General features: G+C 71.6%; 11 protein-coding genes. 8 read left to right on the top strand and 3 right to left on the bottom strand.

The genetic code is table 11. The annotated features are described in order from the left end of the window. Positions 1–97: 97 nt before the first annotated feature. From ACZ79I_RS03065 to ACZ79I_RS03045, 5 genes are all read left to right on the top strand, one after another. Positions 98–2,467, top strand: coding sequence for a glycoside hydrolase family 65 protein (locus tag ACZ79I_RS03065; protein WP_471493813.1), 2,370 nt, complete (start codon positions 98–100; stop codon positions 2,465–2,467). 150 nt (positions 2,468–2,617) lie between these two features. Then, the gene (locus ACZ79I_RS03060) at positions 2,618–3,520 is read left to right on the top strand and encodes a universal stress protein (protein ID WP_471493812.1); all 903 of its coding nucleotides are present in this window, start codon (positions 2,618–2,620) and stop codon (positions 3,518–3,520) included. A 63-nt stretch (positions 3,521–3,583) separates the two neighbouring features. Continuing rightward, on the top strand, positions 3,584–4,480 hold the full coding sequence (locus ACZ79I_RS03055; protein ID WP_471493810.1) for a universal stress protein: 897 nt from the start codon (positions 3,584–3,586) through the stop codon (positions 4,478–4,480). A 155-nt stretch (positions 4,481–4,635) separates the two neighbouring features. Beyond that, entirely contained in the window at positions 4,636–5,694 is a 1,059-nt protein-coding gene (locus tag ACZ79I_RS03050) for an Acg family FMN-binding oxidoreductase (RefSeq protein WP_471493808.1), read from the top strand. Between the two features lie 77 nt (positions 5,695–5,771). Next, on the top strand, positions 5,772–6,323 hold the full coding sequence (locus ACZ79I_RS03045) for a hypothetical protein (RefSeq protein ID WP_471493807.1): 552 nt from the start codon (positions 5,772–5,774) through the stop codon (positions 6,321–6,323). Positions 6,324–6,352: 29 nt separating this feature from the next. Here the strand turns inward: ACZ79I_RS03045 and ACZ79I_RS03040 are convergent, their stop codons facing one another. From ACZ79I_RS03040 to ACZ79I_RS03030, 3 genes are all read right to left on the bottom strand, one after another. Beyond that, positions 6,353–6,973 carry an L-threonylcarbamoyladenylate synthase gene (locus ACZ79I_RS03040; RefSeq protein ID WP_471493805.1) on the bottom strand — a complete coding sequence of 207 codons (621 nt, stop codon included), beginning with the start codon at positions 6,971–6,973 and terminating at the stop codon, positions 6,353–6,355. Between the two features lie 70 nt (positions 6,974–7,043). Next, positions 7,044–8,447, bottom strand: coding sequence for a Si-specific NAD(P)(+) transhydrogenase (gene sthA / locus ACZ79I_RS03035; RefSeq protein WP_471493804.1), 1,404 nt, complete (start codon positions 8,445–8,447; stop codon positions 7,044–7,046). A gap of 154 nt (positions 8,448–8,601) precedes the next feature. Beyond that, positions 8,602–9,111: a pep a2 gene (locus tag ACZ79I_RS03030; RefSeq protein ID WP_471493802.1), complete on the bottom strand. Its 510-nt coding sequence runs from the start codon at positions 9,109–9,111 to the stop codon at positions 8,602–8,604. A gap of 330 nt (positions 9,112–9,441) precedes the next feature. Between ACZ79I_RS03030 and ACZ79I_RS03025 the strand changes: the two genes are divergently transcribed. From ACZ79I_RS03025 to treS, 3 genes are all read left to right on the top strand, one after another. After that, on the top strand, positions 9,442–9,699 hold the full coding sequence (locus tag ACZ79I_RS03025) for a DUF5133 domain-containing protein (protein ID WP_471504722.1): 258 nt from the start codon (positions 9,442–9,444) through the stop codon (positions 9,697–9,699). Between the two features lie 90 nt (positions 9,700–9,789). Beyond that, positions 9,790–11,832, top strand: coding sequence for an alpha-1,4-glucan--maltose-1-phosphate maltosyltransferase (locus ACZ79I_RS03020; RefSeq protein ID WP_471493801.1), 2,043 nt, complete (start codon positions 9,790–9,792; stop codon positions 11,830–11,832). Then, positions 11,829–13,562, top strand: a complete 1,734-nt coding sequence (treS, locus tag ACZ79I_RS03015; protein ID WP_471493800.1) for a maltose alpha-D-glucosyltransferase — start codon at positions 11,829–11,831, stop codon at positions 13,560–13,562. The genes ACZ79I_RS03020 and treS overlap by 4 nt, the downstream gene beginning before the upstream one ends. The last annotated feature ends 28 nt before the right edge of the window (positions 13,563–13,590 follow it).

Here is a 13,590-nt window from a genome sequence, read left to right as displayed (position 1 = left end):
GCGCCGCCGCACCGGCCGGCGGGGCGAGACTGATGCGGCGCGGCGCCGGCATCGTCGTACGCGACCTCGCAGAACCGCTCGGGAGAGGAACGCCGCAGTGACGGGCTGGACCTGGCCGTACGAGGGCTACGACCCCGCGCACGAACGCCTGCGCGAGTCTCTGTGCACGCTGGGCAACGGCTACTTCGCCACCCGGGGCGCGCTGCCCGAGTGCGGCGCGGACGACGTGCACTATCCCGGCACCTACGCGGCGGGCTGCTACAACCGGCTCACCTCGCAGGTCGCGGGACGCGAGGTCGAGAACGAGGACATGGTCAACCTCCCCAACTGGCTGCCGCTGCGTTTCCGCCTCGCCGGTCAGCAGTGGCTCACCCCGGACACGGCGACCGTCCTCGACCACCGTCAGGTCCTCCACCTGTCGTCGGGCCTGCTGGAGCGGCGGACGCGGTTCGACCTCGGCGAGGGACGCACCCTGTCGGTGCGCCAGCAGCGGCTCGTGCACATGGCGGACCCCCATCTCGCCGCCCTGCGCACCGAGTTCACGGCCGAGGGGTTCACCGGCGAGCTGGAGGCCGAGGCCGCGCTCGACGGCGGCGTCGTCAACGCCGGCGTGGCGCGCTACCGCGACCTGAACGGCCATCACCTCGTCCATGTGCACACCGGAACCGCAGCCCCGGACACCGTGTGGCTGCGCTGCCGCACCCGCACCTCCGACATCCGGATCGGCCTGGCGGCCCGGCTGACCACGGAGGTGCCCATCGCGACCCGCCACGAGTTCCCCCGCGCCGTCCAGCGGGCCGGCCTGACCCTGACGCCCGGCCGGACCGTCACCGTCGACAAGACCGTCGCCCTGCACACCTCCCGCGACCCGGCGATCAGCGACCCGCTGCGCGCCGCCGTGGACCGGGTGGACGCGGCACCCGGCTTCGACGATCTGCTCGACACCCACCTCACCGCCTGGGACGTGCTGTGGCGGCGGGCCGCCCTCGACGTACCCGGGGAGGCGGGAGACGCACTGCGGCTGCACCTCTTCCACGTCCTGCAGACCCTCTCGCCGCACACCGCCGACCTCGATGTGGGGGTGCCCGCCCGGGGGCTGCACGGAGAGGCGTACCGCGGGCACGTCTTCTGGGACGAACTGTTCGTGCTGCCGGGCCTCAACCTGCACTTCCCCGAGGTCTCCCGCGCCCTGATCCGCTACCGCCACCGGCGCCTGGACCGGGCCCTCGCCGCGGCCCGCGCGATCGGCAGGAAGGGCGCGCTGTACCCGTGGCAGAGCGGCAGCGACGGGCGCGAGGAGACCCAGGAACTGCACCTCAACCCGCGCTCGGGCCGCTGGCTGCCCGACCACTCCCGGCTCCAGTGGCACGTCGGCTCGGCCGTGGCGTACAACGTGTGGCAGTACTGCGAGGCGAGCGGGGACGCGGAGTTCCTGCACACCAAGGGCGCCGAGATGCTGCTGCAGATCGCCCGTTTCTGGGCGGACGCGGCGACCTGGGACGAGAGCCTCGGGCGGCACCGTATCCGCGGCGTGGTCGGCCCCGACGAGTACCACGACGGCTATCCCGGTGCGGCGCAGCCCGGCCTCGACGACAACGCGTACACCAACGTGATGGCCGCATGGGTGCTCTGCCGCACGCTGGAGGCGCTGCGCGCCCTGCCGGAGCCCCGGCTGCGCGAACTCGTCGAGCGCACCGGGCTCGACGAGGGCGAACTCGAACAGTGGGAGGACGTCTCGCGCACGCTCCACGTGCCCTTCCACGACGACGTGATCAGCCAGTTCGACGGCTACGGCGACCTCGCCGAGCTGGACTGGGACGGCTACCGCAGGCAGTACGGCGACATCCGCCGCCTGGACCGGATCCTGGAGTCGGAGGGCGACACCGTCAACCGCTACAAGGCGTCCAAGCAGGCGGACGTGCTGATGCTGGGGTACCTCCTGTCCCCGTCCGAACTCCAGGGGCTCTTCCGCCGTCTGGGCCACCGGCTCGACGAGGACGTCTGGCGGCGCACCGTCGACTACTACCTGGCCCGCACCAGCCACGGCTCCACCCTCAGCGGCGTCGTCCACGGCTGGGTCCTGGCCCGGTGCCGGGGCGCCGACGCGTGGACCTTCTGCCAGGAGGCCCTGCGGGGCGACATCGCCGATGTGCAGGGCGGCACCACGGGGGAGGGCATCCACCTCGGCGCCATGGGGGGCACCCTCGACCTCGTGCAGCGCGGGCTGACCGGACTGGAGACCCGCAACGGGGCGCTCTGGCTCGACCCCGTGCCGCTGCCGGAGCTGTCGTCGTACGGGTTCGCGATCCGCTACCGGGGCCACTGGGGCGTGCGGCTGCGGCTGGAACGCGGCAGTCTGGAGATCGCGGTGCCGACGTCGGACCGCGATCCCATCGACGTCAGGCTGCCGGACCGCGCGGTGTGCGTGCGGCCGGGGGAGACGTGCCGGCTGCTGCTCGCGGAGTGAACGGCCGCAACGGCGTCCGGCGGCCGGCCGGCGCACCGCCCGTGGGCATGGGCCGGACGGTCCCCGCACAGGACCTGACAGCCCATCGCCTCCCGGCGGTCCCGGCGGGACGCTGGTGGGGAACGGGACCGAGTGTGGGAGGTGGGCGTCATGCTTCCGCCCGTCGTTGCCGGAGTCGATGGATCCGACGAGAGCCTGTCCGCCGCCGGGTGGGCGGCCCGGGAGGCCGTGCGCCGTGGGCGTGCCCTGCGCCTGGTGCACGCCTGGGACGGGCATCCGCCCCAGGGCCAGCGGGAGCCGGCGAACGCCGCCCAGCGGCATCTGGCGCGGCGCGTCCTGCGGCAGGCGGAGGAGCACCTCCGCGGCACATGCCCCGACGTGCGCCTGTCCGACCAGCAGGTCCAGGGCTCCGCCGTCGCGACCCTGGTGAAGGCCGGCGACCGGGCCGACCTGCTGGTCCTGGGCTCCCGGGGCCTGAGCGGCTTCACCGGCTTCCTGGTGGGCTCGGTCGCCCTCGGCGTGGTGGCGCGGGCGACCTGCCCCGTCGTCCTCGTGCGAGCGGGCGAGGAGTCGGAGGACGAACACCTCCCGGCGGACGACGGAAGCGGCTCCACGCGCACCGGCTACCGGGACGTGGTGCTCGGCATCGACGTCGAGGATCCGTGCGACGAGGTCATCGAGTTCGCCTTCGAGTCCGCCCGGCTGCGCCGTGCGCGGCTGAGGGCCGTGCACGCCTGGCACGCGCCCTCGCCGCTCGGCCTGGGCGCCGGCGACATCGGTCTCGTCGCCGACCCCGAACGGGCGGACGAGTGGCTCGGCTTCCTGTCGGCCGTGCTCCGGCCCTGGCGCGACAAGTACCCCGACGTGGAGGTCGCGGAGTCGGTGGTGGCGGACAAGGCGGCGAACGTCCTGGCGCGCGCCGCCTCGTCGGCGAGCCTGCTGGTCGTCGGCCGCCGCCTGTCCGAACGGGTCGCCTGCCCGCGGACCGGCCCCGTGACCCACGCCGTGATCCATCACGTCGGCTGCCCCGTGGCCGTCGTACCCCATGCGTGACGGGCCCGGACGCGGAACGACCGCGTCCGGGCCGGATGCCGCACGATACAGGAGGTGACCGTCATGCCGAGGCCGGTCGTCGCCGGCCTGGACGGTTCGCGCGAGAGCCTCGCCGCGGCCGACTGGGCCGCGAGGGAAGCCCTGCGGCGGGGGCTGCCGCTGCGCCTGGTGCACGCCTGGGAGGGCCTGCCCGAGAACGACACGCACCCGGTCCTGCCCGAGCTGCGGGCCCCGCAGTCCCGGGCGCGGCGCGTGCTGCGGGCCGCCGCCGACCCGCTGAACGAGCGCTACCCGCAGGTGACCGTCACCACCGAGCAGGTGCGCAGGCAGCCGGGGCCCGCGCTGCTCGCCGAGGCGGAGCGGGCCGAGCTCCTGGTCATCGGCAACCAGGGAGTGGGCAGCGTCGGCGGATTCCTCTCCGGGTCCGTCGCCATGGCCACCGTGGCCCATGCGGAGCGGCCCGTGGTCCTCGTACGGGCCGGTGACAGCGCCTGGAAGGAGCGCCTTCCGGACGGCTCGGGCCGGCCCTCCGACCGGACGCCCTACCGCGATGTCGCGGTCGCCCTCGACGTCGGCCGGCCCTGCGACGCCGTGCTGGAGTTCGCGTTCCGCGCCGCGGAGCTGCGCAGGGCGCCGCTGCGGGTGGCGCACGCCTGGCACGTGCCCTACACACGGGGCGTCGCGGACGCCGCGGAGCGCGCCCGGGTCAAGGCGGACGCGGAACGGGACCTCACGGCGCTGCTCGCACCGTGGCGGGAGAAGTTCCCCGCCGTGTTCGTCCGCGAGACCCTGTACGAGGGGCGCCCGGCCCACGTCCTGGTGAAGGCGGCGGGCGGGGCGTGCCTGCTGGTGGTGGGCCGCCGCCGGCGCCGCACCGCGGTCGGCTCGCACACCGGTCCCGTCGCCCACGCCCTGATCCACCACGTGATCTGCCCGGTCGCCCTGGTCCCGCACGACTGACCGGCGCGGCGCCCGGTAGGCCGGTCTGCGTGCGGCGCCGTCCCGGGCGGCATCCTGGGCCGCTCGGTCCAGGAGGAGGGCCGTGCGGCCCATGCCCGGGCCGGCGGCGCGGACGAGCATGGAAGCAGGAAGCTCGAGAAAGGGCGGCGCCGGCGATGTCCGTCTCGCACGCGGGTCCGTGCCACGCGTCCACCTATCTGGTCCGCGCGGCCGTCACCGCGCCCTCGGTGTACAACACACAACCCTGGATCTTCGTCGAGGAGGGCCAAGGCAAGGGCATCGAGGTGCACGCCGACGTCACCCGGCGCCTCGTGTTCACCGATCCGCAGGGCCGGGAGATGGTCATCAGCTGCGGCGCGGCCCTGTTCAACATCCGGCTCGCCATGCGGCACCTGGGCTTCAACCCGGTCGTGCAGCCCTTCCCGCGGCCCGGGGACGGCGCGCTCCTGGCCCGGGTGCTGTGGGGAGCGTACGAGCGGCCCACCGGCGAAGAGCAGCACATGTACCGCGCGCTGCGGCTACGGCGCACCGCCCGCGGCCCCTTCCGGGTGGACCCGCTGCCACCGGCGCTGACCGACGCGCTGCGGACCCACGCCGCCGACGAGGGCGCCACCCTGTACTGCATCGACGACAACGACAGCCGGCAGCATCTGGCCGGCCTGGTCCGGGAGGCCGAGGAGTTCCACCGGATGGACCGGGGGCATGCCGCCGAGCTGGCCCGGTGGACCTGGCGGGCGGGAACCCCCTGGCCGCGTACCGACGGGATTCCGCACGACACGGCCGCGCCGCACCCCGACAGCACGGTCCTCGCCGGACGCGACTACGCGGACGTCACCCGGGCGTTCCCTTCGCCGCCCCGGCGGTGGCCGGCGCGGACGGGACTGGTCGCGGTGCTGAGCACGGACCACGACGACCGTCCGGACTGGCTCCGCGCCGGTCAGGCCCTGGAGCGGATCCTGCTGTACGCGGCCGCCCACGACGTCGTGGCCGCCTTCCACACGCAGCCGCTGGAGATCCCCCGCCTCAGGGCGGTCGTCAGGGACACCCTGAGCGCGGGGAAGTTCCCCCAGATGGTCCTTCGCCTCGGATACGCGCCGGGCGGCGGCCCGGTTCCGCGGCGCCCCGCGACGGATGTGCTCGCGACGGGCGACGGACGGCCCCCCGGCGGTCCCCGTCCCCGGCGTGCCCCGAGCCGTTCCCGCCCGGCACCGTAGGGCCCCTGGCTCCTTCCACCCCTCCGGAGTGATCTGCGTCATTTCTCCGTTTCGGGTGCACGGCTACGGTGACGTCGATGTCCGCCGATCTGTCCCCCGTGATCTCCGCCACCACGGAGTGGCTGCTGCGCTCCTACCCGGGCTCCGGCGGAGCCCTGGACACCGCCCTGGCGCAGGTGCAGGCGCACCAGGCCGCCACGGTGGCCGCCTGGCTGCGCTATCCCACGGCGGCCGACGCCGCCCTCGTCGCGTTCGTCGGGCCGGGCGGCTCCGACCGCCTGGACCGGCTGGCCGGACCGGGACCGGCGGCCGCCGACGGAGCCGAGCCGGGCTGGCGCACCTGGGTGGACGAGGTGGTCGCGAGCTGGGCGGCCTGCCTGCTGACCACGCCGTCCCTCGCCCGTGCCGCGGTCGCCGCGCTCGGCGGCTGCGAGCACACGGCCGGACTCCCGTTCGACTTCCGCAGACTCACCCACCCCGACGAGGGGGACCTCCGGGCGGTGCCGCTGCTGCGCCACCCCGATCTGCAGGCCGCGCTCGCCGCGCTGCACCGGGACTCCCTGGTGCGGCGGCTGCACGACGAGCCCGCGGACGAGCAGGGCCCGCTCGAAGACCCCGTCACCGGCTGACACCGGACGACGTTCGCGGGACGCCCGGATCACTCGAACCGCGACGTGTCGCCCGCGCCCCTGCGGACGATCTCGGGCACGCCGCCGGAGAAGTCGATGACCGTGGTCGGCACGGTCCCGCAGTCGCCCGAGTCGATCACGGCGTCCACGACGTGGTCGAGCCGCTCCTTGATCTCCCAGCCCTGCGTCATCGGCTCCTCCTCGCCCGGCAGGAGCAGAGTGCTGGACAGCAGCGGCTCACCGAGTTCGGCCAGCAGGGCCTGCGCCACGACATGGTCGGGGATACGGACGCCGACCGTCTTCTTCTTCGGATGGAGCAGCTTGCGCGGCACCTCGCGCGTCGCGGGGAGGATGAACGTGTAGCTGCCCGGTGTGGATGCCTTGATCGCCCGGAACACATCCTTGTCGACGTACACGAACTGGCCCAGCTGCGCGAAGTCCCGGCACACGAGCGTGAAGTGGTGGCGGTCGTCGAGATGGCGGATCGCACGGATGCGCTCCATGCCGTCGCGGCTGCCGAGGCGGCACCCCAGCGCGAAGCAGGAGTCCGTCGGGTAGACCACGAGCGCGCCCTCGCGGATGCTGTCGGCGACCTGCCCGATCGTGCGCGGCTGGGGGTTGTCGGGGTGAACGTCGTAGTACTTCGCCATCCGCCGAGTCTCGATCACTCCGGGGCCGGCTGTCCACGCGAGGGGACCGCGGGCACGGGCCCCGCCGGGATCAGTCGTCCATCCGGTCGACCTGCCGGATCTTGTTCGTCGCGTCCAGCGCAGCGACCTTGTAGGACTCCGCGAGCGTCGGATAGTTGAAGACCGCGTCGACGAGGTAGTCGACGGTGCCGCCGCAGCCCATCACCGACTGGCCGATATGGATCAGCTCGGTGGCCCCGGTGCCGAAGCAGTGCACACCGAGCAGTGTGCGGTCCTCCGGTGACACCAGCAGTTTCAGCATGCCGTGCGAATCGCCGATGATCTGCCCGCGGGCCAGTTCGCGGTAGCGGGAGATGCCGACCTCGAACGGCACGTGGTCCTCGGTGAGCTGGTCCTCCGTGCGCCCGATGAAGCTGATCTCCGGGATGGTGTAGATGCCGATCGGCTGCAGGCCGACCAGCCCGTGCACCGGCTCCCCGCAGGCGTGGTACGCCGCCACGCGGCCCTGTTCCATCGAGGTGGCGGCCAGCGCAGGAAAGCCGATGACGTCGCCGACGGCGTAGATGTGCGGCACGTCCGTGCGGTAGTGCTCGTCGACCGTGATCCGGCCGCGCGCGTCGGAGACGAGCCCCGCCTTGTCGAGGTCGAGTTCGTCGGTCAGGCCCTGCCGGCCGGCCGAGTACATCACGGCGTCGGCGGGGATCTTCTTGCCGCTCTCCAGGACCGTGAGGGTGCCCTGGGAATGCCGTTCCACCGCTGCGACGGTCTCCCCGAAGCGGAAGGTGACCGCCAGGTCCCGCAGGTGGTACTTCAGTGACTCGATGACCTCCACGTCGCAGAAGTCCAGCATCCCGGGCCGCTTCTCGACCACCGTGACCTTGCTGCCGAGGGCGGCGAACATGGAGGCGTACTCCATGCCGATCACACCCGCCCCGACGATCACCATCGAACGGGGCACCCGCTCCAGATCGAGGACGTTGTCCGAGTCCATGATCGACCGGCCGTCGAACTCCACGCTCGCGGGCCGGGCCGGCCGGGTGCCGGTGGCGATGACGAATGTGGCGGCGCTCAACAGCCTTTCCTGCCCCGTCACTTCGCGTACGGCGATGGTGTGGGGATCCACGAACCGGCCGGTGCCGGCGAACACGGAGACCTGGTTGCGGGAGAGCTGGCTGCGGATGACGTCGACCTCGCGGTTCACCACATGGCGGGTCCGTGCGGTCAGGTCGGAGACGGTGATCTCCTCCTTGAGGCGGTAGCTCTGCCCGTACAGATCCCGCTGGGTGAGACCGGTGAGGTAGAGGACGGCCTCACGCAGGGTCTTGGAGGGAATGGTGCCGGTGTGGATGGAGACGCCGCCGACCATGTCGGGGCGGTCGACGACGGCGACCCGGCGGCCCAGCTTGGCCGCCGCGATGGCGGCCTTCTGGCCGCCCGGTCCGGATCCGATGACGAGTATGTCGAAGTCGGGCACCTCCGGAGTCTGACAGGCCCAACCCCCCGCCCGGAAGAGCGATGTGGCGGAAGGGGGGAGGAAACCGCGGGGTGGCCGGCGGGGCGGCGCGGCACCGGCTGACGGGCCGTCCGCCCGCGGTCGGCCACCGGGCCGCGACGGGGGGTTGACGGGTTTACCGGCTGCCGGCCGATGCGTGCTCCCGCTCCCGCCCGGTCGCCACCGTCGCCGGCGGCAGGGCGCGCGGGAGGGGCCGCGCGTCGTGCAGGCTCGGCGCGGGCCTCACCGGGACGAGTGGGGCGCGTTCGGCGGCCCGGGCCCGCTGCGAGAACCAGATGATCTTGCCGCCGGTGTCGGTGGCGCAGCAGCCCCAGCCGTTGCTCAGCGCCGCGATCTGCGTCAGGCAGCCGCTCGGCGCCGAGTGCGGCAGGATGTCACGCTCGCTGTCCTGGACCGCGGTGATGAGGTGCTGACCGTTCCACCACATCTCGATGGTGGCGTTCTTGTCCGTCGCGTGTTCGTCGATCGTGCGCAACAGCACATCGGCGCAGTGGCAGACGCTCTCGACGAGCAAGTCCAGGTTCCAGTACCGGAGATGGGCGGCCAGGATCCGCCGGATCCGGCCGATCCGCTCCGGGCGGATCTCCACGTCGAGGTGGTAGTAGCAGGGCGCTGCGGTCTTCATCGTCGTTGGCTCCTCACCCGCGAAGCTCTCGCTCCTCCTCGCCCTTGGCAGGGCTGAGCCCCGAACACGAAGCGTGAGCGGTCATCGCTTCTGAGTCAGTCTCAGGGTGCGCGCGGTACTCCATTCGTGCAACTTCAGCGGTCCACGCCATGTGGTTGAAAGGCGAACAGGACGCTGCGTGTCTCTCCGTGCACCATGGGTGAAAGGTCTCGATCGCCGTAACGGATCGACATCGCTCCGTGCGCGCGCGGCCTTCGCTCACCCCCGGACCGCGGCCCCCGCGAACCGTCCGGAACCGCTTCAGCCGAGAGAGTGGAGGTGACCGCCGTCATGCTGCTGCCGGCCAGAGCCGAGGTCGCCAGACGTCTCGAGCAGTACCGGGCGTGGGAGCGCCTGATGCTCGTGTCCCCCGACGACCGTGCGGTACGCGGCACCTTCGAGAGCGCGGGCTACACGTTGTGCGTGCTGATGGGCAAGCGCTGCGCGCGCGAGGCCGCCGACGCCGCCGAGCTCTATCTGAACCCCCGCGGCCGCCGCGAGCGGCCCGTGCGCAGATCACCCCGCAGCACCCCGTCGGTGAACGTGTGAGAGGCCGCCGTACGGCGCCGGCGCTGTGAGACGAACAACCGGAGAACCGGAGCCCACCGAGGAGCGAGAACGGCGGAGGAGGCGAAGTCCATGGAACCGCAGGCCGTGCACGGGGGCGGGGCGAGCGCCGCCGCCGTCGTGGGGAGTGGACCCGGGATCGGGCGCATCCCGGTCATGGACGTCCGTCCCGTCGTCGACTGCGGGCGGCGACCGGCCAAGGCGGTGGAGGGGGAGACCTTCCAGGTGACCGCCACGGTCTTCGGCGAGGGCCATGGCGCGATCGGTGCCAACGTCGTCCTCCTGGACCCCGAGGGCCGCCCCGGCCCGTGGACACCGATGCGCGAACTCGAACCCGGCAGCGACCGCTGGGGTGCCGAGGTGACCCCGCACTCGGTCGGCACCTGGAGCTATCTGGTGGAGGGGTGGAGCGATCCGGTCACCACCTGGCGGCAGCACGCACGGATCAAGGTGCCGTCGCGCATCGACGTCGCCCTGGTCCTGGAGGAGGGCGCCGACCTGTACGAGCGGGCCGCCGCCGGAGTCCCGGAAGGACCCCGCCGGGGGGTGCTTCTCGCCGCGGCCGGTGCCCTGCGTGATGAGTCGCGGCCGCCGGTGGCGCGGTTGGCGGGGGCGTTGACGCCGGAGGTGGATGCGGTGCTGGCGTCGTGTCCGTTGCGGGAGTCGGTGTCGCCGGTGGGGCCGTTCGCGTTGCTGGTGGAGCGGGAGCGGGCGTTGTTCGGGTCGTGGTACGAGTTCTTTCCGCGGTCGGAGGGGACGGCGGGGTGTCCTCATGGGACGTTCCGGTCGGCGGCGCGGCGGTTGCCGGTGATCGCGTCGATGGGGTTCGACGTGGTGTATCTGCCGCCGGTGCATCCGATCGGGACGACGTTTCGCAAGGGGCCGAACAACGGTCTGTCGGCGGGTGCGGGGGATGTGGGGGTGCCGTGGGCGGTGGGGTCGCCTGAGGGTGGTCATGACGCGGTGCATCCGCAGTTGGGGACGATCGGGGATTTCGACTGGTTCGTGGGGCGGGCTGGGGAGCTGGGTCTTGAGGTGGCGCTGGACTTCGCGTTGCAGTGTTCGCCGGACCATCCGTGGGTGGCGAAGCATCCGGAGTGGTTCCGGCATCGGGTGGACGGGTCGGTGGCGTATGCGGAGAACCCGCCGAAGAAGTACCAGGACATCTATCCGCTGTATTTCGATGCGGACATGGAGGGTCTGGTGGCGGAGTCGCTGCGGATTCTGCGGTTCTGGATGGGGCATGGGGTGCGGATCTTCCGGGTGGACAATCCGCATACGAAGCCGGTGGTGTTCTGGGAGCGGGTGATCGGGGAGATCGGGCGGTCGGATCCGGATGTGGTGTTCCTGGCGGAGGCGTTCACGCGGCCGGCGATGATGCGGGCGCTGGCGGCGGTGGGGTTCCAGCAGTCGTACACGTATTTCACGTGGCGGAATTCGAAGCGGGAGCTGACGGAGTATCTGACGGAGTTGTCGGGGGAGACGGCTGCGTACATGCGGCCGAACTTCTTTGTGAACACGCCGGACATCCTGCATGCGTATCTGCAGCGTGGGGGGCGGCCGGCGTTCGAGGTGCGGGCGGTGCTGGCGGCGACGCTGTCGCCGTCGTGGGGGGTGTATTCCGGGTATGAGCTGTGTGAGAACGTGCCGTTGCGGGAGGGCGGTGAGGAGTATCTGGACTCGGAGAAGTACCAGTTGCGGCCCCGGGACTGGGAGGCCGCGGAGCGGGAGGGGCGCAGCATCGCACCCCTGATCACGAAGCTCAACGCGATCCGGCGCCGGCATCCCGCTCTGCAGCGGCTCAGGAACCTGCACTTCCACCACGCCGACAACGACGCGGTGATCGTGTACAGCAAGTGTTCGGGTCCGGACGCGGTCGTGGTGGTGGTGAACCTGGATCCCCACCACACCCAGGAGGCGACGGTCTCGTTGGACATGCCGCGGCTCGGCCTGGAGTGGCACGAGTCGGTGCCGGTGCGCGACGAGCTCACCGGTGTCACCTACCACTGGGGCAGGGCCAACTATGTGCGTCTTTCGCCGGGCGATAGCCCCGCACACGTGCTGACCGTCCTGCGACCGTCCTCACCGCAGATCGGAGGGTCACCCACACGATGATCGTCAACGAGCCCGTCCCGGACACCTTCGAGGACACTCCCGCCGCGGACCGCGATCCGGAGTGGTTCAAGCGTGCCGTCTTCTACGAGGTCCTGGTCAGGTCCTTCCAGGACAGCAACGGCGACGGCGTGGGCGACCTGAAGGGGCTGACGGCGAAGCTGGACTATCTGCAGTGGCTGGGCGTGGACTGCCTGTGGCTGCCGCCGTTCTTCAAGTCGCCGCTGCGTGACGGTGGTTACGACGTGTCCGACTACACGGCGGTGCTGCCGGAGTTCGGGGACCTGGCGGACTTCGTGGAGTTCGTGGACGCCGCGCACCAGCGCGGCATGCGCGTGATCATCGACTTCGTGATGAACCACACCAGCGACCAGCACCCGTGGTTCCAGCAGTCCAGGAACGATCCGTCCGGGCCCTACGGCGACTACTACATGTGGGCCGACGACGACAAGCAGTACCAGGACGCGCGGGTCATCTTCGTCGACACGGAGGCGTCCAACTGGACCTTCGATCCGGTGCGCAAGCAGTACTACTTCCACCGGTTCTTCGCCCACCAGCCGGACCTCAACTACGAGAACCCGGCCGTCCAGGAGGAAGTCCTGGCGGCGCTCCGCTTCTGGCTGGATCTCGGGATCGACGGATTCCGGCTGGACGCGGTCCCGTATCTGTACGCCAAGGACGGGACGAACTGCGAGAACCTGCCGGCGACGCACGAGTTCCTCAGGCGGGTGCGCAAGGAGATCGACGCGCACTACCCGGACACCGTGCTGCTGGCGGAGGCCAACCAGTGGCCCGAGGACGTGGTCGACTACTTCGGCGACTACCACCGCGGCGGCGACGAGTGCCACATGGCCTTCCACTTCCCCGTCATGCCCCGCATCTTCATGGCCGTGCGCCGCGAGTCGCGCTACCCGGTCTCCGAGATCCTCGCCAAGACCCCCGCCATCCCCTCCGGCTGCCAGTGGGGCATCTTCCTGCGCAACCACGACGAGCTGACCCTGGAGATGGTCACCGACGAGGAACGCGACTACATGTGGGCCGAGTACGCCAAGGACCCCCGCATGCGCGCCAACATCGGCATCCGCCGCCGGCTGGCCCCGCTGCTGGACAACGACCGCAACCAGATCGAGCTGTTCACCGCGCTGCTGCTGTCCCTGCCCGGCTCGCCGATCCTCTACTACGGCGACGAGATCGGTATGGGCGACAACATCTGGCTCGGCGACCGCGACGCGGTACGCACCCCGATGCAGTGGACACCGGACCGCAACGCGGGCTTCTCCTCCTGCGACCCCGGCCGCCTCTACCTGCCCACGATCATGGACCCGGTCTACGGCTACCAGGTCACCAACGTGGAGGCGTCGATGGCCTCCCCGTCCTCGCTGCTGCACTGGACCCGGCGGATGATCGAGATCCGCAAGCAGAACCCGGCCTTCGGCCTGGGCTCCTACACCGAACTGCCCTCCTCCAACCCGGCCGTGCTCGCCTTCGTGCGCGAACACAAGGACGACCTGGTGATGTGCGTGCACAACTTCTCCCGGTTCGCCCAGCCCACCGAACTGGACCTGCGCCCCTTCACCGGCCGCCACCCGGTGGAACTCATCGGCCAGGTCCGCTTCCCCGCCATCGGCGAACTGCCCTATCTGCTCACCCTCGCAGGCCACGGCTTCTACTGGTTCCGGCTCCGCAAGAACGTCCCGCAGGCCACCAAGGTGAACGTGTTCGTGGGCCCTTGATTCATGGCCGCTGATCCATCGGCCGCGA

The organism is Streptomyces sp. PSU-S4-23, assembly GCF_055632315.1.
This window is presented reverse-complemented; position numbering and strand designations above follow the sequence as displayed.

Bases quoted from the DNA above. Each gene is read 5' to 3' on its own strand.
- ACZ79I_RS03060 (WP_471493812.1), top strand. From the start codon at position 2,618: ATGCTTCCGCCCGTCGTTGCCGGAGTCGATGGATCCGACGAGAGCCTG.
- ACZ79I_RS03055 (WP_471493810.1), top strand. From the start codon at position 3,584: ATGCCGAGGCCGGTCGTCGCCGGCCTGGACGGTTCGCGCGAGAGCCTC.
- ACZ79I_RS03050 (WP_471493808.1), top strand. From the start codon at position 4,636: ATGTCCGTCTCGCACGCGGGTCCGTGCCACGCGTCCACCTATCTGGTC.
- ACZ79I_RS03045 (WP_471493807.1), top strand. From the start codon at position 5,772: ATGTCCGCCGATCTGTCCCCCGTGATCTCCGCCACCACGGAGTGGCTG.
- ACZ79I_RS03040 (WP_471493805.1), bottom strand. From the start codon at position 6,973: ATGGCGAAGTACTACGACGTTCACCCCGACAACCCCCAGCCGCGCACG.
- ACZ79I_RS03030 (WP_471493802.1), bottom strand. From the start codon at position 9,111: ATGAAGACCGCAGCGCCCTGCTACTACCACCTCGACGTGGAGATCCGC.
- ACZ79I_RS03025 (WP_471504722.1), top strand. From the start codon at position 9,442: ATGCTGCTGCCGGCCAGAGCCGAGGTCGCCAGACGTCTCGAGCAGTAC.
- ACZ79I_RS03020 (WP_471493801.1), top strand. From the start codon at position 9,790: ATGGAACCGCAGGCCGTGCACGGGGGCGGGGCGAGCGCCGCCGCCGTC.
- treS (WP_471493800.1), top strand. From the start codon at position 11,829: ATGATCGTCAACGAGCCCGTCCCGGACACCTTCGAGGACACTCCCGCC.